At 61.4% G+C, this 17,893-nt stretch carries 16 protein-coding genes and 1 pseudogene; 4 read left to right on the forward strand and 13 right to left on the reverse strand.

Going from position 1 to position 17,893, the window contains the following annotated elements; translation table 11 throughout:
• Positions 1-212 precede the first annotated feature (212 nt).
• The 6 genes from ABWI03_RS26775 to ABWI03_RS26800 all read right to left on the reverse strand — a co-directional run bounded on the left by ABWI03_RS26775 (position 213) and on the right by ABWI03_RS26800 (position 5,212).
• The gene (locus tag ABWI03_RS26775) at positions 213-647 is read right to left on the reverse strand and encodes a limonene-1,2-epoxide hydrolase family protein (RefSeq protein WP_095971688.1); all 435 of its coding nucleotides are present in this window, start codon (positions 645-647) and stop codon (positions 213-215) included.
• Positions 644-1,780 carry a PDR/VanB family oxidoreductase gene (locus ABWI03_RS26780; protein WP_298772717.1) on the reverse strand — a complete coding sequence of 379 codons (1,137 nt, stop codon included), beginning with the start codon at positions 1,778-1,780 and terminating at the stop codon, positions 644-646. Before ABWI03_RS26780 ends, ABWI03_RS26775 begins: the two co-directional genes overlap by 4 nt.
• Positions 1,777-2,682: a metal-dependent hydrolase gene (locus ABWI03_RS26785; protein WP_095971690.1), complete on the reverse strand. Its 906-nt coding sequence runs from the start codon at positions 2,680-2,682 to the stop codon at positions 1,777-1,779. Before ABWI03_RS26785 ends, ABWI03_RS26780 begins: the two co-directional genes overlap by 4 nt.
• A gap of 82 nt (positions 2,683-2,764) precedes the next feature.
• Positions 2,765-3,418, reverse strand: coding sequence for a TetR/AcrR family transcriptional regulator (locus tag ABWI03_RS26790; protein ID WP_166810001.1), 654 nt, complete (start codon positions 3,416-3,418; stop codon positions 2,765-2,767).
• Positions 3,419-4,042: 624 nt separating this feature from the next.
• Entirely contained in the window at positions 4,043-4,861 is an 819-nt protein-coding gene (locus ABWI03_RS26795; protein WP_298772720.1) for a MurR/RpiR family transcriptional regulator, read from the reverse strand.
• A 39-nt stretch (positions 4,862-4,900) separates the two neighbouring features.
• Positions 4,901-5,212, reverse strand: a complete 312-nt coding sequence (locus ABWI03_RS26800; protein ID WP_298772722.1) for an antibiotic biosynthesis monooxygenase — start codon at positions 5,210-5,212, stop codon at positions 4,901-4,903.
• A gap of 70 nt (positions 5,213-5,282) precedes the next feature.
• Here ABWI03_RS26800 and ABWI03_RS26805 point away from each other — a divergent pair, with 70 nt between their 5' ends.
• Positions 5,283-6,698 carry an MFS transporter gene (locus ABWI03_RS26805; RefSeq protein WP_298772724.1) on the forward strand — a complete coding sequence of 472 codons (1,416 nt, stop codon included), beginning with the start codon at positions 5,283-5,285 and terminating at the stop codon, positions 6,696-6,698.
• A gap of 35 nt (positions 6,699-6,733) precedes the next feature.
• Positions 6,734-7,972: a metal-dependent hydrolase family protein gene (locus ABWI03_RS26810; RefSeq protein ID WP_298772726.1), complete on the forward strand. Its 1,239-nt coding sequence runs from the start codon at positions 6,734-6,736 to the stop codon at positions 7,970-7,972.
• A 282-nt stretch (positions 7,973-8,254) separates the two neighbouring features.
• Here ABWI03_RS26810 and ABWI03_RS26815 read toward each other — a convergent pair.
• The 7 genes and pseudogenes from ABWI03_RS26815 to ABWI03_RS26845 all read right to left on the reverse strand — a co-directional run bounded on the left by ABWI03_RS26815 (position 8,255) and on the right by ABWI03_RS26845 (position 15,887).
• A pseudogene (locus ABWI03_RS26815) lies at positions 8,255-9,230 on the reverse strand (alpha/beta hydrolase).
• A 296-nt stretch (positions 9,231-9,526) separates the two neighbouring features.
• A complete protein-coding gene (locus ABWI03_RS26820; RefSeq protein WP_353799002.1) occupies positions 9,527-10,306 on the reverse strand; it encodes an alpha/beta fold hydrolase in 780 nt (259 codons plus the stop codon).
• 47 nt (positions 10,307-10,353) lie between these two features.
• Positions 10,354-10,791: a nitroreductase family deazaflavin-dependent oxidoreductase gene (locus ABWI03_RS26825; RefSeq protein ID WP_298772730.1), complete on the reverse strand. Its 438-nt coding sequence runs from the start codon at positions 10,789-10,791 to the stop codon at positions 10,354-10,356.
• 107 nt (positions 10,792-10,898) lie between these two features.
• On the reverse strand, positions 10,899-11,870 hold the full coding sequence (locus ABWI03_RS26830; protein ID WP_298772908.1) for an NAD(P)H-quinone oxidoreductase: 972 nt from the start codon (positions 11,868-11,870) through the stop codon (positions 10,899-10,901).
• A gap of 74 nt (positions 11,871-11,944) precedes the next feature.
• Positions 11,945-13,537 (reverse strand): succinic semialdehyde dehydrogenase, encoded by a 1,593-nt coding sequence (locus tag ABWI03_RS26835; protein ID WP_298772732.1) that lies wholly within the window; start codon positions 13,535-13,537, stop codon positions 11,945-11,947.
• A gap of 38 nt (positions 13,538-13,575) precedes the next feature.
• Complete coding sequence (locus ABWI03_RS26840) at positions 13,576-14,487, reverse strand: acetoacetate decarboxylase family protein (RefSeq protein ID WP_298772734.1); 912 nt, start codon at positions 14,485-14,487, stop codon at positions 13,576-13,578.
• 83 nt (positions 14,488-14,570) lie between these two features.
• Entirely contained in the window at positions 14,571-15,887 is a 1,317-nt protein-coding gene (locus ABWI03_RS26845) for an NADH:flavin oxidoreductase/NADH oxidase family protein (protein WP_298772736.1), read from the reverse strand.
• 61 nt (positions 15,888-15,948) lie between these two features.
• Between ABWI03_RS26845 and ABWI03_RS26850 the strand changes: the two genes are divergently transcribed.
• Positions 15,949-16,524 (forward strand): TetR/AcrR family transcriptional regulator, encoded by a 576-nt coding sequence (locus ABWI03_RS26850; protein WP_298772738.1) that lies wholly within the window; start codon positions 15,949-15,951, stop codon positions 16,522-16,524.
• Between the two features lie 37 nt (positions 16,525-16,561).
• Entirely contained in the window at positions 16,562-17,248 is a 687-nt protein-coding gene (locus ABWI03_RS26855; protein ID WP_298772740.1) for a type 1 glutamine amidotransferase domain-containing protein, read from the forward strand.
• Positions 17,249-17,893 lie beyond the last annotated feature (645 nt).

Below are 17,893 nucleotides of genomic sequence, written 5' to 3' on the forward strand. Positions count from 1 at the left end.
CCTCGCCATCACATGCGGTGACGTAGTGGGGTGTGTCCGGCCTGGGTCTGTGACTGTCCATTGGTCTCTCTGTCGATGCGGAAGAAGCCTTGTTCTTTAATCTACGTTTACCTTGCCGGAAAAGTTCCCATCGCCATGCGGTTTCCCCGAAAAGTCGCGGCGAACGAATGAAGTACCTGACCCAGGCAGGCGGATAGCGACCCTCGCGATCCTCAGGTGCGGGTGGGTGGGCCGAATCGCAATCCGCGGAGCAGTCGGCGGTAGGAGAAGCGGTCGTCCCAAACGCGCAGCCGGCCGTTTGCGAATGTGTAGTGGCCGTCTACGTCGAGGTGCAGGGCAAACCATCCGATGCGGATGATCTCTCTTCGCCGGGAGGACACCGTGTCGTGGTCGGTGCTCATCGTGAGCACTTCCACGACCTCGTACCTGGTGATCAGGTGAGAGACGATCGTGAGAGCTCGTTCGACGCTCTTCCTTCCCTTCACGCTGGGCAGGCCGGTGTTGCGCCATTCGATGTCGGGATCGACGAGTGCACGCACGGCATCGGCGTCCATTTCCTCCAGTGCGATCAGGAGGTCCACCACCCGCGATGTCAGTTGATCGTCGTTCAACAGGTACTCCGGTCGTTGGGGAATCGGTGGATTCATGTGGTGACCGTCAGGCAGGGACTGTTGCTCCGTGAAACACACAGCAGCATCTTGCCCTCGGCGCGCTCGGCTGGGCTCAACGAGTTGTCATGGTGATCTACATCGCCGTCGATGACGTGGACCATGCAGGTGCCGCAGAAGCCCTGACGGCATGAATAGGGCGCTTTCGGGTTCACACGCAGCACTGCGTCCAGTGCGGTCTGATCGGCGGCGACATCGATGACCTGACCGGTGCGAGCCAGTTGGATCCGGAAGGGACGTCCATCGACGACCGGTGTGGCGGAGAAGCGTTCGGCGTGCACTTCCACACCGGGTTGGTTGCGTGCACCTGCGGTGATCAGGTCCATCATCGGGACCGGACCGCAACAGTAGATTGCATCACCGCTGCGGACGTTCGGCGGGAGAAGATCGGTCGCGGTGGGTAGGCCGTATTCGTCGTCGGTGCGGATGGTGACCCGATCACCGAACGGTGACAATTCCGCGAGGAACGGTAGCGTGCGTCGCTCGCGACCGACGTACACCAGCGACCAATCCAGGCCCATGCGCTCTGCCTCGCGGATCATCGGGAGTATCGGGGTGATGCCGATACCGCCCGCCACGAAGTGAACGCGCTTCGCGCGCTTGGTTCGCCCGGGTTCGACGAACCCGAACGCGTTGCGTGGGCCACGAACGCCGACGGCGGCACCGACTGGCAACTCGTCGTGCACCTCGTTCGATCCGCCGCCACCATCAGGGATGCGGCGTACCGCAATCCGGTAACAGCGGCGATCGGCAGGATCGCCGCACAGTGAGTACTGACGTATGCGTCCTGAGGGCAGGTACAGGTCGAGGTGAGCCCCGGGGTGCCACCGTTCGAGGTCGCTGCCGTCAGGTGCCCGCAGTTCGATGCTGACCACGTCGTTGTCGCTGGCCACCGTCGTGCGTTCCGACACCGTGAGCGTTGTCTTGTACTCGTCGGTCCGGTTTTTCGGTGGCTTATCGCGATGAATCAAGACCGCCCACTTCACCTGCGTGGAGACCAGGACATCCAGAATGCGCAGAATCGAGTCGCGGTGCGTGCCGCGTCGTAGGTCGACCGGGATCTCGCGGGGGGCCGGCCACCGCTGTGTGAGTTCGGGCGCGTTGGGTGTCATGTGTTGACCCGCTTGGCCGCTGGCGATTGCGCGACGTAGGCGAGGGCCTGGGCTGTGGACCCCACACTGTCGGGGTGAAATCCGGGCACGAACGTCGACGCACCGCTCCAGAACCATTTCGATACACCAGGCACCAGTCCGCGGCGTCCGGCGCGGACGAATTCCAGGAGCAATCGCGGATAACCGATGTTCGGCGTGTTGGGGTCGTTGCGGCTCAGATACATCGCGGCACGGAGCAACCACCCTAAAAAGATCGGCCACGTGATGAGCATGGAGATACAGCGGCGAAAGTAGCCGACTCCGAAGTACGTGGCGACCTCGTGCGCCACGGCACGATGCTCGACCTCTTCGGCCCCATGCCACCGGTAGAGGTCAAGCATCTGCGGATCTGCGCCGAATTTCTCCAAGTCCGCGTTCAGTGCCCAGTCGCCTACGAACGCGAACATATGCTCCGAGGACGCGCAAATCCCGAGACGCTCGATCAGACGCTGCCGGGTGGACCGCGGATCGGTGTCGTCGCCGACGCCCAAAGTCTTACGGAAGAAGTACTGCATCTGGCGGTTGAACGGGGCCGGGTCGATTCCGTGCCGTGTGAACACCTGATTCATGACCTCGTCATGCGCCTCTGCGTGCAGCAATTCTTGACCCATGAAACCGAGCATGTCCTCGCGGAGCTTCTCGTCGTGCACGTCCGGGAGAGCCTGCTCGAAGGCCTGGATCATCATCCGCTCGCCCTCGGGGATGACGAGGTTCATCGAACCGAGGAGGTATGAGGCGATCGGCTCATTCGGCAACCACACCAAAGGCGCTTTCTCCCAGTCGAAGTCGACTCGCCGTGGACGGATCGCAACCCGGCCGGGCGGCGCGATCGGACGCTGTGTCAGTCCCCTCAAAATCCCCATGGCCACTCCTCGCTCATTTATAAGTACGCGACAGTACTTATAAATGAGCATGGCGATCTACCCGAGGCTTGTCAACACCGGACTACGAACCGTCGGACGAGAGATCCAGTACCCGTTCGAGGAAGGACATGATCGGCGCATGAAGATTCATGTACGAATTGGACCCGTCGACCACCTGGCGGTAGAACAACTCGTTGCATCCGCCGATCGCCGCGAGAAACACTTCACGCCCCGGGGCTTCTGAAGATCTGGACGCGTAGCCGACGAGCAATTCGTCGGCGAGCAGTTCCAGGTACTCGTTGCGCTTCGCAACCCCTGCCGGACCGGCCACAGGTAGGTCCACCACCCAAGCGCGGACGAACTCGGGTTCGGACGAACACGTCTCGAGGTACTTCTCGATGACAGCCGAAAGCTGTTCGTGTGGAGATAAATTGGTGGTCGAGCTTTGTGTGGAGGTGATGTTGGAGACGATCGTCTCGATGCCGGCGTCGATCGCTGCGATCAAGCAGGCTTCTTTGCTCTCGAACTGCTTGTAGAAAGCTTGGCGAGATACCCTGGCGCGGCCGACGACATCGGCGATCGTGGTCGAGGCGATCCCCTTCTCCGCAGTCGACGAGATCACGGCGCGCAGAATGCGATTGCGTTGTGCGTCTTGGACCTCGTCCGCCGCGAGGCGGCCACGGCCACGCGGCAACCCGGGGAGGTCACGATCGAACGATCCAGCCAGCCTGCGCATACCGCATCGTATCCTGCCTGGTGCCATCGGTTCGCTCCTTGGACCGTCGACGTGGCCTGACGGAGAACCAGTTCAGGCAACGTCGACGCCGCCGGGGGTGATCATTCTCGTAGCGGCACTCACCATTGTCAGCAGCCATTCGATTTTAGTATGAACTGCATGGTTCGGGAGGTTCCCGGCTGCTGATCAGTGGTCGGCTAGGCCGTCAGTTTCGTTGTCGGAGAACAGTTTCTCTCCGGTGGTTTTCGCTGAGATGCGCATCGAGGAGCTCGGTGAGGTGCTTGCTGACGCGGTCGACAAGCCTGGTGGAGCGTGTTGCGACGGACATCATGTTCGCTGATGTCGACAATCAGATGCATTACATCTGCAGAAAGTCCTAGCTAAGGGGGTTCCAACTTCAGTATCGGAGCTAGTCTCATCGGGTCTGTTTCCGCGATTTTTGTCTCAACTTCCGGTTGACCATCTGATTGAAAAGGGCGCGGCCTTCTTGCGGGGAAGCAGTGCGCGCGGACCGCGAGTTGCCGGCTGCGGCGTTCCTTTGGATCCACGCCACAGCAGTCAGTGATACCGCGGTCATCAGGGCGAGGAGGTGAGGTTGTTGCCGTTGCGGTGGTGGCTCTGGCGTCAGGGCTGATCGTCCATGAGATCAAGTTGTTCCCAAGCCTTTTCGATGTCTTTGGCTGAGGAGCGTGCATCAGAGCTTTCGAGTTGCGCGAGGATGGACTGCACGACGGCGACCATGGCAGTCAGGGACGGCGTGGGGTTGATGCCTTCGATCGGAGTGATCACGACATGGTCGGCGTACGTGTTGAGGGGCGATGAATGCAGGTCGGTCAGCACGGCGATGGTCGCGCCTCTCTTGCGCGCCTGGCGTGTCAGTCCCCGCAGCGCGCGGGTGAGCCGCCAGACGTTGACAACGATCAGGCAGTCGCGTTCGTCCAGGTGCGACACGGGTATTGCCTGCGACGTCGCGGGGCCGGCCGCGACGTGAATGTCGAAGCCGTAGATGGATGCCAGGTAACTGAGGATATGAGCAGGTCCTGTGCCGGATCCGCTTGTGATGACCACGATTCGGCGGGCTTCGATCATCGCGTCGGCGATGTTTTTGATGGCGGTGATGTTGGCGTCGGTTGAAACGCTGGCGAGGTTTGCTGCATCCTGCCTCAGCATTTGCGTTGCTGCATCCTTTGAACCGGGATGGTCGGGGCTCGTTGTGACGAGCGAATTGAGGTATTCAGTGCGGAGTGCCTGACGTAGGTCGCTCCATCCGTCGAAGTCGAGTTGCTGTGCGGTTCGCACCACCGTGGAGACATTCACGCCTGCACGCTCGGCGACTTCCCGGCCCGAAGCATAAGAGGCGAACTGCGGCATCTGTGCAAGAACCTGCATGACTCGATCGGCCTGCGCTCCGAGATTCGCGTGCTCTGCTCGTTGTGCAAGCATCGTCCCCACTGTCACTTCGAAGCGCCTCGTTTCACCGGATCAACTACAAGGGCCTCGAGTGTCGATGGCGACCTGAAACACCTCACTGGTCGCCGTCACGCTACCACCCGCTGCTTCCAGGATTCCCTGCGCGAACTCAACGCGAAGGGGCGCATTCTGCCAGGCCTCATAGGCGGAAGCGTCTGGCCATGTCGCGACGGCGATTACAGTACCGGCGTCGTTCGACTTGAGGCAGAGCTGTGAAGACTCCGCGCCGGACAATTCGAGGACTCGTGCGCTCTCGTAGTAGCGACAGAGGTCATCTCTGCGGTCAGGCGAGACGTGGAGTGTGAGGATCGTGAAAACAGTCATGATCAAAGTGTTGCACAAGTCACTTAAATGCGCTTAATGTTGCACGCACCAACTGTCAAAGGGAGCTCGCATGACTACATCTGCGCATCCGACAGAGGCGCAAAACGCTGCGCTTCTGTCGAGGCTGGACAATCTGGAACCGGGAAAACCACATCGACGTCTGATGCTCATGGGCGGCCTGGGTTACACCTTCGACTCGTTCGACGGTGCCCTCATGGGTTACGCGCTCTCAGCGCTGATCATCATCTGGCACATCCCTTCTGAGACCGGCGGATGGTTGTTGTCGTCGATCTTCTTCGGGTATCTGGTCGGAGCGTTGGTTGCGGGAGTGCTCGCCGACCGTTTCGGTCGGCGCAAGCTCATGATGAGTTCGTTGCTCATTTTCTGCGTATGCAGTCTGCTGATGGGCACCGCGAATTCCCTGCCGGAACTATTCGTTTGGCGTGCGCTCGCAGGTGTCGGAATCGGTGCGGAGACCGCACTGATTGCGCCCTACATCTCCGAGTTTCTCCCTGCCCGGGTGCGAGGCAAGTTCGTCACAAGGACGGTCGGGTTCCTCGCGTTCGGCTATATCCTTGCCGGAGTGGTTGCCCCGCTGGTCATCTCGCCCAATCCGGCTGTGGGTTGGCGAATCGCGGCGGTTCTGTGTGCGCTTCCGGTGGTCTTGTTGCTGTGGTGGCGACGTAAGCTGCCCGAGTCTCCCCGGTATCTGCTGTCCAAGGGCCGCAATGCAGAGGCGGCTGCAGTTGTCGAAAACATGGAACGCGAATCCGGAGTTAATCCGGCAGTAGATTCACCTGATGCTGTCGACACCGTGACGGATCCCCCACAGTCGTCGCCCTCAGTCACCTCTCGACGGGGCGTGCTCGCTCCGCTTGCCGGATTGTGGCGAGGTGGTCTTGCCCGCACGACGATCGTGATCTGGCTGTTGTGGTTCATTTTGATCGGAGTGAACTACGGATTCTCCTCCTGGCTGCCAACGCTTTTGGTGTTGGAGAAGGGGATCACTCTGACTAACTCCTTCCTGATCGCACTCATCACCTCTCTTGCGCAGATCCCCGGTTATTACGTTGCGAGCTTGTTGATCGACAAGATGGAGCGAAAGTGGCTCCTCGCGATCTATGCGCTCGGAGCGACGGGTGGTGCGGTGGTTGTGGCGTTCGCCGACAACACCCCGGTTCTCGTGCTCGGGTCTGCTCTGTTGGCAGCGTTCACAAACGGAGCGGCCGGCGTGTACTACACATACACCGCAGAGCTCTATCCGACCGAGGTTCGCGCAACGGCGATGGGCGCTGCCTCTGCGGTAGGTCGTCTGGGCGCGATCTCCGCACCGATCGCCATCGGCTACCTCTTCGCGCGCATCGGTTGGGTGAACGTGTTCTTGGTCCTGGTAGGGGCTCTGGTGCTGGCGGTGGCCGTGGTGGTGCTCTTCGGTGCACGTACCTCGGGCCGCAGCCTCAACGAGAGCGTTCCCGCCGGTCACTGACCCACCATTGCGAGTTTCTTCAAAGGAGACAGATCATGCACGTTCGTGTAGTAAACGCCCACACCCTCGAACCCTCGTCAGGGGTGCGGCAGCAGAATGCCTGGATCGACATCGTCGACCGAATGATCGTCGACAGCGGGATCGGAGAGCCCCCGACGCCGCACGGTGGTGACTTCCGAATTATCGACGCCGGTGGGGGCACGGTCATGCCCGGCCTGGTCGATGCCCATGTGCACATTCTCGTGACCTCGACGAACGCTGCGGAGCGTGCTCAGTGGACGCCGGGTTACGCGACGGTCAGGGCTCTGCGCTCCGCCGGTGACATGCTTCGCCGAGGTTTCACCACGGTGCGCGATGTCGGTGGCGCCGATCACGGGATGGCCCGTGCCTTGAGAGAGGGCTTGGCCCCTGGCCCACGTTTGATCTTCGGCGGTAAAGCGCTGTCCCAGACGGGCGGTCACGGCGACTTCCGCTCTCTCAACGACGATTCTCAGCCCTGTTGTCAGCTCAAACCCGACTTCGGGCGCATCGCGGACGGCGTCGACGCCGTCCGCCACGCCGCCCGCGACGAGTTTCGAAAAGGTGCGCACCATCTCAAACTCGTTGTTTCCGGAGGAGTTGCGTCCCCGACCGATGAAATCTCGGCGGTGCAGTACACATCGGACGAAATTCGTGCGGCGGTGGTCGAAGCCGAGAACCACAACCGGTACGTCACGGTGCATGCCTACCATCCTCGCGCGGTGAATCAAGCCTTGAAGGCCGGTGTTCGATGCGTCGAGCACGGGAACCTCATCGACGAAGAGTCGATTCGTCTGCTTGTCGAGAATGATGCATTCCTGGTGCCGACGATCATCACATATGAGGCGATGTACGAGGCCGGTACAGCCTCGGGTCTTTCGGCAGGATCACTGAAGAAGCTCGACGAGGTCCGCATCGCCGCCGTCGATGCTCTCGAACAGGCCCACCGGGCGGGAGTGAATCTGGTTTACGGTAGTGACCTTCTCGGGGACCTGCAGGCGCGGCAGCTCGACGAGTTCACCATCCGTGGGCGCGTCCAGCCGAACATCGACGTGATCCGCAGTGCCACCAGTACTGCTGCGCGCCTGCTCGGTATGGAAGGAGAGATCGGTACGCTCGTCCCCGGGTCACACGCGGATTTGCTTGTGCTGGAAGGAGATCCGGAACAAGATCTCGCGGTCCTCACGGCGCCCGAGAAGTATCTGCGTCACGTACTTCATGGCGGCGTCGTCACGGATATCGCCGCCGCACGCTAGCAGTCGAACTTGCCGGGCACTTCTCGCGGCAATGCCCGGCAACTCGAACCTCCAGAACACATCTCATGGGTAGAGAATCAATGTTCGCCGCGAAGTCGGAGACCGAAGCAAGCAACCTTGCCGGCTGAGCACTCGATCCTGTGTATGGGCGGAAAGCGCTGCTCTGGAAATATTCTCTGAGAAGGCTGTGTTCGGAGCCGTACTGGTCGACTATGTTCGCGGCCCAGTAGGTGTCCGATGCCGCTGCTGAGATCGGTACTTGAACTCGGCCGGGCGGTGCGTTCAGCTACCCTGCAATGCCGTGCGGAGCGCGTCGACCGCGAGAGTTCGTGCGACGTTGGCTGCTCGGGTGTCGCGGAGGCTGTCGAGCAGAAGGAAATCGTGAACCATTCCCGCTACGCGTACCGATGTGACATCGACGCCGGCTTCGCGGAGCCTGTTCGCGTACTGTTCGCCTTCGTCTCGCAGGACGTCGGCTTCGTCGGTGATGACCAGCGTGGTCGGAAGTCCAGCTAGTTCGTCGAGGGAAGCCTGTAGGGGTGATGCGTGCACTTCTGCACGCTGCGCGGGGTTTGACGTGTATGCGTCCCAGAACCACTTCATTCCGTCACGAGTGAGGTAGTAGCCCTCGGCGAATTGCAGGTAGGACGGAGTATCGAAGTCCGCGTTGGTGACTGGGTAGAGCAACACCTGTGCTTTGAGGTCGATACCTCCACGTTCTTTGTTCATGAGGGCGAAGACCGCGGACATGCATCCACCGACCGACTCTCCGGTCACCGCGATGCGGGAAGTATCCAGGCCGTGCTCGGCACCATGTTCGAGTACCCACTGGCCCACCGCATAGTTCTGTTCGACTTGCGTCGGATATTGTGCTTCGGGTGCCCGGTCGTAGACGGGGAAATACTCCAGCTGCGCCGGCGCCTACTGCCAGTTCGCGAAACAGTCGATCGTGCGTCTTGTCGTCTCCGAAAACCCATCCAGCGCCATGGATGTAGAACACCACCGGCAGTGGCCCGGTGATGCCCTTCGGTCGAATGATGCGGGTGCGGACAGTTCCCCATTGGCCTGCATCGACGTCTACCCACTCTTCGTCGACATCGGGTCGTGCTACGCCGTCGCCGCTTTGTAGGTCCCGCAGTATCTTTCGTCCTTCTTCTGGTGGCACTTCGTAGATCCGGGGGTGGGGGTCGGTGGCCTCGCACAGCTCCTTTGCTGCCGGTTCGAGGTACGGGGCAATTGGTGATGGTAGTTCGGGCATGTCAGGGGTGGCCTTTCGGATTCGAAGGGTAGATGTGATCGAGCGGTCAGGATTGATCTTTCGCAACTCGGACCAGAAGTGCCGGTACGTTCGATGTGCGTGGACTCACAAGGGGGTAAACCTGCTGTGTAACACTAAGTTTCGCGCTTCAATTGCATCGGGTGGTCGTTATGTCACCTCCGCACTGCCGACGAGTGGTCGACGGTCGGTTGAATGTGTGCACCTCTCACATGACCTAAACATATCGTCTGTCGGATCGTCAATGGATCGATGTCCGCGCTTGTCGATGACCTACATCAAGGCTTCGCCCACCAGGCAATGATGCGTTCGACCACCTGAGAGCTTCCCCGAACCCATCTGATGTGATCGTTGCTCGCGCCGGCCAAGACGTCCTTGTGCTCGTACTGCCACCGTGTCACCGTGCGTGTGTCGAACAGTTTCTCCGCGAAGACATCCACCGACCGCGCCGGAGCCATGGCGTCTGATGCGAAACTGACGACGAGCGCGGGCGTCGTGATCGGCCGGTTCACTCTGTAGGGCGGGTTGCCCGTGATGGCCATGCGGGCCCATTGCCGCATCAACGTGCGAGCGCCGGGGCCGCCGAAGGCCGGTGCGGGCAGGTAGCCGAACAGTGTAGTGAGCAGCGGGACGGCAACTGCGGACATGAGCAGGACGGGCAGCCCGCAGAACCGGTAGGCCCGATGGTGGGGGAGCGCCGCAGCTACGGTGACCATTGCATCGACCGCCGTATGGTTCAGTTGATGTCCGGCTGCGAGTTGTCCGCCGAGACTGTGTCCGAGTAGCAGGATTGGCTGTTCGGGATGATCCCTTCGTGCGCAGGCGATCGCGTCGTCGATGTCGTTGATCTCGTCCTGGTAGGACCAATCGTGTCTGCGGCTCGCGCGAGGCTCGCTACGTTCGAATCCTCGTCGTCGAATCGTATGGGCCTCCCAGCCGTGCCGTGCGAACTCTGCAACCAGTGGCTTGTAGAAGTGAGACCCTATTGCCATCGCGGGAGCGATCAGGACAAGCGGAGCGTTCGAGCTGGGCAAGCGAGGATGAACCGGAGTATGCAACGGACGATGCGGGCCGTCGTTGTGTTGTGCAGCGTGGTGATCGCTTCTCACAGTTGGCAGATCACCAGTGGTATTTCGCGCTGGGTTCGTTGCTGGTAGCTTGCGTAGCCTTTGTATGCTGCAACGACTTTGGGCCACAGTTCTGCTCGTTCTTCTGCGGACGCGGTTCGTGCGTGTGCCGCGAATCGTTCTCCGTTCATGACGAGTCCGACGTCGGGGTTGGCCTGAAGATTTTTGTACCAGTCCGGATTTCGGTCGTCGCCGCCTTTCGACGCGACGAGCACGATCCAGTCCCTTTCCCTGACAGGGGTTGTCAGGTGGCACGAGCGCGGCATACCCGACGATCGTCCGATCGTGTGCAGCTCGACGACCGGCATTCCGAAGGGTTTGGACAGCAGTCGCCCTCTGCTGACGGTGAGCACGATTTTGTGCGCACCGTTCATCAGCCTGGCGCCGAAGTCTTTGATGGTGTTGTTGTTCGACATATCTCATCCCTTCATTCGAGGTGACTCTGTCCGTGCTTCCGTGCTTCCGTGCTTCCGTGGTGGGTTCCCTCTGAGAGATGCCTGTCGCTCGGGTCGGCTGCGATCTGTCACGAACCATCCAGTAGGAGAAGGACTTTGCCGACCGAGTCTTTCGATTCGAGCAACGCCTGTCCCTTGTCTGCATCGGCGAGGGGGAGCTTTGCCGAGATGATCGGTCGAATAAGCCCTCGTTCGATCAATGGCCATTCGTCGGCGACGACGGCCGCGACGATCTCCGCCTTCGACCCGGGGCCTGTCAGTGGGCGATTGCGGACGTTGAGGCCGATGATGCGCGCACGTTTGCCGATGAGCGCACCGACGTTCGCCTCACCGGTGAAACCTCCCTGCATGCCGATGATCACGAGCCGACCTCCGACGGCGAGGGCGTCTATGTTGCGGCTGAGGTAGCTGCCACCCATGATGTCGAGGATGACGTCTACCTGGCCCGCCAGCTCGGCTGCAAAGTCTTGGTTCCGGTAGTTGATCACGATGTCGGCACCCAGGTCTCGGCAGCGCTGCGCCTTGGCCTCTGATCCGACGGTGACCGCGACCCGCGCCCCAAGCGCCTTGGCAACCTGAATGGCATGGGTGCCGATCCCGCTTCCACCGCCGTGGACGAGAAGCAAATCGCCGGCTTGCAGGCCTGCGTCGGTGACGATCGTGGACCAGACAGTGCTAGCCACCTCGGGCAGAGCCGCGGAATCGATCAGAGTTACGCCAGCTGGTACAGGCAACAACTGGGATGCGGGGGCTACTGCGTATTCTGCGTACCCGCCTCCAGCGATCAGGGCGCACACCTCGTCCCCCAGCGCCGGACCGGCGACGTCCGGGCCGAGGGCGACGACAGTGCCCGAGATCTCGAGACCCATGATGTCGCTGATGCCTGGTGGTGGCGGATAGAGCCCCTGTCGCTGCATCACGTCGCCGCGGTTGATGCCAGCGGCGGCAACGCGGATCAGGACCTCACCCGGTGCGGGCGTTGGGGTTGGCACTTCCTCGACGGCAAGGTTCTTGCGCTCGTCGACGACGATCGCTCGCATGGTTGGCCGGTTGGTGCTCATCGTGCTATCTCCTTTGTTGGTAGTCGAAATCGGTTGGCACGAGGCATGTGGTGTCAGGGCGCGCCGACGGTTTTCCACATGCGTAGCGCGATGTTCATCACGGGCGCCCACACGTTCCACGGGATTCCCGCTGGTGGATAGAAATCCAATCGCGACTGGTGGGCGATGGTTTGGGCTTCGGTGTATTTGAGGATGCCGTCGATACCGTGCCGACGCCCGAGACCGGAGTCACCCATTCCGCCCATCGGCGAGTCGATGCTGCCCCATGCCGCGGCGAAGGCGTCGTTGATGTTGACGGTCCCCGAGTGCAGTCGGGCAGCGACTGAGCGGGCGCGTGTGGCGTCACGACCCCAGATGCTGCTGTTGAGTCCGTAGACCGTGTCGTTGGCCCGAGCAACTGCCTCGTCGTCATCTGCGACGGGATAGATCGAGACAACCGGGCCGAACGTCTCCTGCGCGTGCAACGTCATTTCCGGTGTGACATCGGCGAGGATGGTCGGCTCGTAGAACAGCGGCCCCAGATCCGGACGTGGTTTCCCACCTGCCAGAACGCTCGCGCCCTTCGCGACGGCATCGGCGACATGAGCCGACACTGTCGTCAGTTGTTTGTCGGTGGTCAGGCTCCCGACATCGATCCCATAGTCATAGGAGGCCCCGATGGTCAAGGCCGAGGTTCGCTGAACGAACTTGGCAACGAACTCGTCGTGTACGGACTCGGCGACATACAGGCGCTCCACCGAGACACACAATTGTCCTGCCGACGGGAACGCAGCCCGCACGGCTCCGTCGGCTGCCCGATCGAGATCTGCGTCGTCGAGGACGAGCATCGCGTTCTTGCCGCCCAACTCGAGTGACGCCCCGATCAGCCGCTGACCTGCGCTGCGGGCGATGTCCCGACCGGTTGCCGTGGACCCGGTGAACATGACGTAGTCCGCGTTCGCCAAGAGGGGATCCCCGATCGAACTGCCTCGGCCGATAACCATCTGCCACACATCGGCCGGTAGGCCCGCTTGGTACATCAGGTCCAAGGCCCACAAGGCAGTAAGGGCGGTCTGGGTATCGGGCTTCTGCACCACAGTATTGCCGGCCATCAGCGCGGCGATGGCGTCCGTCGCGGCCATCGACAGCGGGTAGTTCCACGGCGAGATGATCGCCACCACCCCTTTCGGATGGCGCAGCTCGGACGTACGGGTGAGGAAGGGCAGAGCACCCCGGCGACGTTCGGGTTCAAGAACTTTCGGTCCGGTGCGGCCGTAATAGCGGGCAGCGATGACAGCGTCGGCGATCTCGAGGTAGGCATCACGGCGAGTCTTGCCGTTCTCGGCCTGCATCAGGTCGAGCCCGATGTGTTGATTCTTCAGGACCAAATCATGGAAGCGCAGCAGTACCCTGGCACGCTCCGTCGCGGGGGTCGCTGCCCATCTCGTTTGGGCGCGCCGTGCGCGAACGAATGCTTCGTCGACGTCGGCCGGGGTCGAGATAGGGAAGTCTGCGAGTGGTGAACCGGTGTAGGGGGCAATGGTGATCGAGCGGGGCGCGCCGGGCGAGGCTGTGACCCGTTCTGTCAGCCGTTCGAGTAAACCTGCGGTCAGCGTGGCAGGCAGCGCTGCGCGGGGATCTGTGGAGATGTCGGTCGTTGCGGTCATGTCGGTGTTCTCCTGAGATGTTCGGTCGATTCGAGGTATCAGCGAACCGAGACCGGGACCGGCATGTGCAGAGCGGCCTGGGCTGAGGTGGTGGAATCGAATCTGATCGTGCGGATGGGCCGGAGTGCGCGAAGATCGTCCGACATCCGGCCGTTTCCGAGTGTTAGATCGACCCCACCAGGAAACAATGATGTTCCGCTGGCGAGGATGTTGGTTTGGTTGAGAGTCGAGAGCCAGGCTCCGTTGCGCCGGGTGTAGGAAGTGAGGGTGGAGACTTTCTTTCCCGTCTCGAAGGTCTTCTGCTTCGGGGTCGGTGCGGAGAAGGCGATGTCGACGCCGCCATCGGCGTTGGAGATGCGGGCCGTGGTTCGTGCCTGGTCGATACCGACGTCGAGATCGGTGACCCACTTGGGGAATCCGTACCCGTCATGACCGCGGACTTGGGCGATCTCCGTGTTGACTGGGAGTGCGAGCACATAGGAGTGCAGGTGATCGTCACCCAGAGCGGCAACCAGATCGGCAGCGGCCGTGCTGAAGCCGCCGTGGCGCGCCGGACGTACCGCCACGCCCACAGCCGCCTCGGTGTAGAAATCGATGTCGCACACGTCGTAGCGGAACAGCATGACGGATACCAGTCCGAATCCGGGTGCGATTTCCAGCGGCGACAGCTCGTCCGGGATCCGTTTTCGGATCGCGCTGCTCGGGGCGATCATGGTTAGACGCGCCGAGGACATTGCGTAGTAGAAGTTTGGCGTCCATGTCGTACCGATCGGCGATTGGACCTGCGTTTTCGGAAGCCTGCGGAAGAAACCGACACTCGGGACCCGCGGATCGGCAGCGACCTCGTCGAGAGGCACATCCATCCGGTAGCGGTCAAAAAGGCCATCTTTCGGGATTTCGATCAGGCGTCCGCCCAGATCGACCTCGACAGTTGAGGATGCGTTCGTCATTTCAGGGCTCTCACTCGTTCGATGTTTACATTGCTTACATGCAGGTTATGCACCAATGTGTGCACTGTCAACACCGGCTGGGGTCAGCGAACTTCACGTCGAGATGAACGAGCAGTCGTCGAAGTGCGGTCCTGCAGCCAGTGGCGGTACCGGCGGAGCGCACGGCGCTGTAACACTTGCTCTTTCAGCAGTGCGACCACAGGATTCGCCGTCGGCCGCGCCGGCTTCCCTTTGCCGAGTCGTCGAAGCTGCTGTCGCACGCGGGCCATGCTGGCGGCCGACGCAACGGCTTTGTCCTTGATGGTTACCGGGAGCAATTCGACAGCGGCAGTGCTGTCGACCTGCCAACGGTTCGGCAGATCCGGATCGATCGCCAATGCGCTTCCCAGGCCGACGAAGTCCACGCCTCCCGCAAGGGCCTGTTCGGCAACCGGTCGCCGGACCACGCCGCCGGTCAGCATCAGGGGCACAGGGCTGGCCTTGGCGAGTTCTTCCGCAAGTGTCAGAAAGTAGGCTTCCCGTGCGAGGGTGCGGTCATCCGGGCTTTGGCCGGTCATGGCCGGCGCCTCGTAGCTGCCACCGGAGAGTTCGACTACGTCGACACCGAGGGGTGCGAGCAACGTGATTACCTGTGCTGCGTCGTTGGCGTCGAATCCGCCGCGCTGGAAATCCGCCGAATTGAGTTTGACGGCAACGGTGAACGTCGGTGCGACCGTCGCGCGCACGGCCCGCGTGACGTCGAGGAGCAATCGTGCTCGGTTGTCGAGGGTGCCGCCCCATTTGTCGGTCCTCCGATTTGCGAGTGGAGAGAGGAATTGCGATAGCAGGTAGCCGTGGGCGGCATGGATTTCCACGCCGTCGAAACCCGCTTCCTCCTCGCGACGTGCTGTCGTTGCGAAACGGTTTACGGTGTCGTCGATCTGTTGCGCCGTCATGGCCTGAGGATGGGCAAACCGCTTGCTGTTCTTGCCGAGTTCGACCCGAGCAGCAGACGGACCCCACGCGACACCGGGCATGTCGGCTTGGATCTGTCGACCGGGGTGGTTGATCTGCATCCAGACTTGCGCACCACCACTCTTGGCGGCGTCCGCCCATTCGCGGAAGGGAGTGATCGGCGCCTGTGCATCGAGAACGACGCCGGCGGGCCCGGTCAGTGCCTCTGCGTGGACCATGACATTGCCTGTGATGATCGTGCCCACACCGCCCTGGCTCCAGCGCCGGTACAACGCGAACATTGCTTTTCCGGGTAGCTGTCCTGCAACAGCCATGTTTTCCTCCATGGCTGCCTTGACGATCCTGTTCGGGAGCGTCGCCCCGCTGGCGACGGTGAACGGTTCGAAGATAGGCGACACTTTGTTGTCGGTCTCGGAATTGTTCGCTGGTGACGTGGTGAATGGCATGGTGGCCCCTGAATGCGGTATGTTTACATTGCTCACATGAGCGTAGAAAGGAAAGTTAACGGTGTCAACATCTGTCAAGGGTGGCTACCATCACGGCGATCTGAAGGCCTCGCTGCTGGCGTCGGCGATGCGGATGCTCGAGGCCGGAGAGCCGTTTTCGATGCGCGCGATCGCGCGCGAGGTCGGTGTTTCCGCAACCGCGCCGTACCGGCATTTCGCTGACCGTGACGCCCTTGAATCTGCTCTCGCCGCGCAAGGGTTACGCGACCTGAAAGCGGACCTGACCGAGGACCGCGAGCTACCGTCGACGTCGGCGGATCTTGCCGAATTCGCCGTCGCGTACGTCGAGTTCGCTTTGCGGCGTCCCGCGCTGTTCAGGTTGATGTTCGGCAACGAGTGCGACGAGGAGAACGACGAGCGTGTGCAAGCGGCGGGGGAAATTCATCTGTTGATGCAGATGGGCATGACGCTCGTCTTCCCCGATGCAGATTCCGAGGCATTGGCCTCGGCAGCGTGGGCGTTGGCGCACGGTCTGGCCTGTCTGCACCTTGACGGCAAAATGCCGACGGCCTCGGATGGTGAGGCCGCCGATCGTGTGCGAGCCGCTTTTGCAGCAATTCTGGCGGTACAAGGGTGATTGGTTCATTGACGAGAGCGATCGAGAGAAGAGTGGGATGACCAAGCGAATTCTGAACGTAGTCACCAACGTCGGCCACTACGATGACCCGTCTCATAAGACCGGTTTATGGCTCTCCGAACTCACCCACTCCTGGGAGGTCTTCGACAGCAACGGTTTCGAGCAGACTCTGGTCAGCCCACAGGGTGGGGCGGTGCCGTTGGAGCCTCGATCGCTCAAATTCCCGAACTACGACAAAACTGCAAAGGCCTGGCGGTCGGACCCCACTCGGATGGCGCTACTCGAGGCGACGGAGAGTCCGGATCTGGTCGACGCCGCTGACTACGATGCGATCTTCTTCACCGGAGGGCATGCCGTTATGTACGACTTCCCGGACAGTGAAGGCCTGCAACGCATCACGCGAGAAATCTTCGAACGCGGAGGAATTGTCGCTTCGGTGTGCCATGGGTACTGCGGACTTCTCGAGACCAAACTTTCCAATGGCAACTATCTAATCGCGGGCCGCAGACTCACGGGGTTCGCCTGGTTCGAAGAAAAACTCGCCCGCGTGGACAAACTCGTGCCCTACAACGCCGAGGAAAGAGCCAAAGAGCGTGGCGCACTGTACGAAAAGGCCACACTGCCGTTTGTTTCCTACGCAGTCGTCGACGGAAACCTCGTCACCGGCCAGAATCCGGGATCTGCAAAAGAAACAGCAAAAAAGGTTGCGAACCTCCTGCTGTAGCGCATTTGGGTGCTGCACCGGTGGGAATGCTCGGACTCCGTGGACCAGGTGCGACGCCGACTCGAACATTTGGGCACTCGTCTTCGTCCTAGGTGCGCTACTGCGGCGCCGAAGGGATCGAAATATCGAAATACTTTTCCTACGAGACTGTTTCGCGTTGAAAGCGACGGTGGCGTCATGGAGCGATACAAGATAAGGCTCGGGGACGGATCGAGCGGCGACGAGTTCTTCGAGTCCGGCAACCAGGTGAATCTTGTTGCAACCGCCGCCAATGGCGGAAGCATTGCTGCCCACAAAACCCCTCGGGGCGGGCACCGCGGCACCCGATGCGCTCGCGCTCACATTCAGAACGCCGCCGTGGCTTCGCGGACACGTCGCGGGTGAAGTCACGTTTCGTCAACGCGTGAGTTGGGTAACAAATCGGGGGTCGGTGAAGGAGGACCCGTGGTGGATGTCGTGGTGTGGACAGAATCCGAAGAGCGCGAAAGATGGTGGCGCGAGATCGTGGGAATCACGCCTTCTGGAGACCGTTGTGCGGCAAGGGATGTAGGAGAGCTGCCGCGTGCCCAGGTTTCCGCGGGCTCGGCAAGGCGCGAATCGACTAGCGCGCTCCGTGACGCTGCCGCAGCCTGACCGTCGGCCCTC

This window comes from Rhodococcus baikonurensis (assembly GCF_040489275.1).
Classification (GTDB): domain Bacteria; phylum Actinomycetota; class Actinomycetes; order Mycobacteriales; family Mycobacteriaceae; genus Rhodococcus_F; species Rhodococcus_F baikonurensis.

Bases quoted from the DNA above. Each gene is read 5' to 3' on its own strand.
- ABWI03_RS26775 (WP_095971688.1), bottom strand. From the start codon at position 647: ATGAATCCACCGATTCCCCAACGACCGGAGTACCTGTTGAACGACGAT.
- ABWI03_RS26780 (WP_298772717.1), bottom strand. From the start codon at position 1,780: ATGACACCCAACGCGCCCGAACTCACACAGCGGTGGCCGGCCCCCCGC.
- ABWI03_RS26785 (WP_095971690.1), bottom strand. From the start codon at position 2,682: ATGGGGATTTTGAGGGGACTGACACAGCGTCCGATCGCGCCGCCCGGC.
- ABWI03_RS26790 (WP_166810001.1), bottom strand. From the start codon at position 3,418: ATGCGCAGGCTGGCTGGATCGTTCGATCGTGACCTCCCCGGGTTGCCG.
- ABWI03_RS26795 (WP_298772720.1), bottom strand. From the start codon at position 4,861: ATGCTTGCACAACGAGCAGAGCACGCGAATCTCGGAGCGCAGGCCGAT.
- ABWI03_RS26800 (WP_298772722.1), bottom strand. From the start codon at position 5,212: ATGACTGTTTTCACGATCCTCACACTCCACGTCTCGCCTGACCGCAGA.
- ABWI03_RS26805 (WP_298772724.1), top strand. From the start codon at position 5,283: ATGACTACATCTGCGCATCCGACAGAGGCGCAAAACGCTGCGCTTCTG.
- ABWI03_RS26810 (WP_298772726.1), top strand. From the start codon at position 6,734: ATGCACGTTCGTGTAGTAAACGCCCACACCCTCGAACCCTCGTCAGGG.
- ABWI03_RS26825 (WP_298772730.1), bottom strand. From the start codon at position 10,791: ATGTCGAACAACAACACCATCAAAGACTTCGGCGCCAGGCTGATGAAC.
- ABWI03_RS26830 (WP_298772908.1), bottom strand. From the start codon at position 11,870: ATGCGAGCGATCGTCGTCGACGAGCGCAAGAACCTTGCCGTCGAGGAA.
- ABWI03_RS26835 (WP_298772732.1), bottom strand. From the start codon at position 13,537: ATGACCGCAACGACCGACATCTCCACAGATCCCCGCGCAGCGCTGCCT.
- ABWI03_RS26840 (WP_298772734.1), bottom strand. From the start codon at position 14,487: ATGACGAACGCATCCTCAACTGTCGAGGTCGATCTGGGCGGACGCCTG.
- ABWI03_RS26845 (WP_298772736.1), bottom strand. From the start codon at position 15,887: ATGCCATTCACCACGTCACCAGCGAACAATTCCGAGACCGACAACAAA.
- ABWI03_RS26855 (WP_298772740.1), top strand. From the start codon at position 16,562: ATGACCAAGCGAATTCTGAACGTAGTCACCAACGTCGGCCACTACGAT.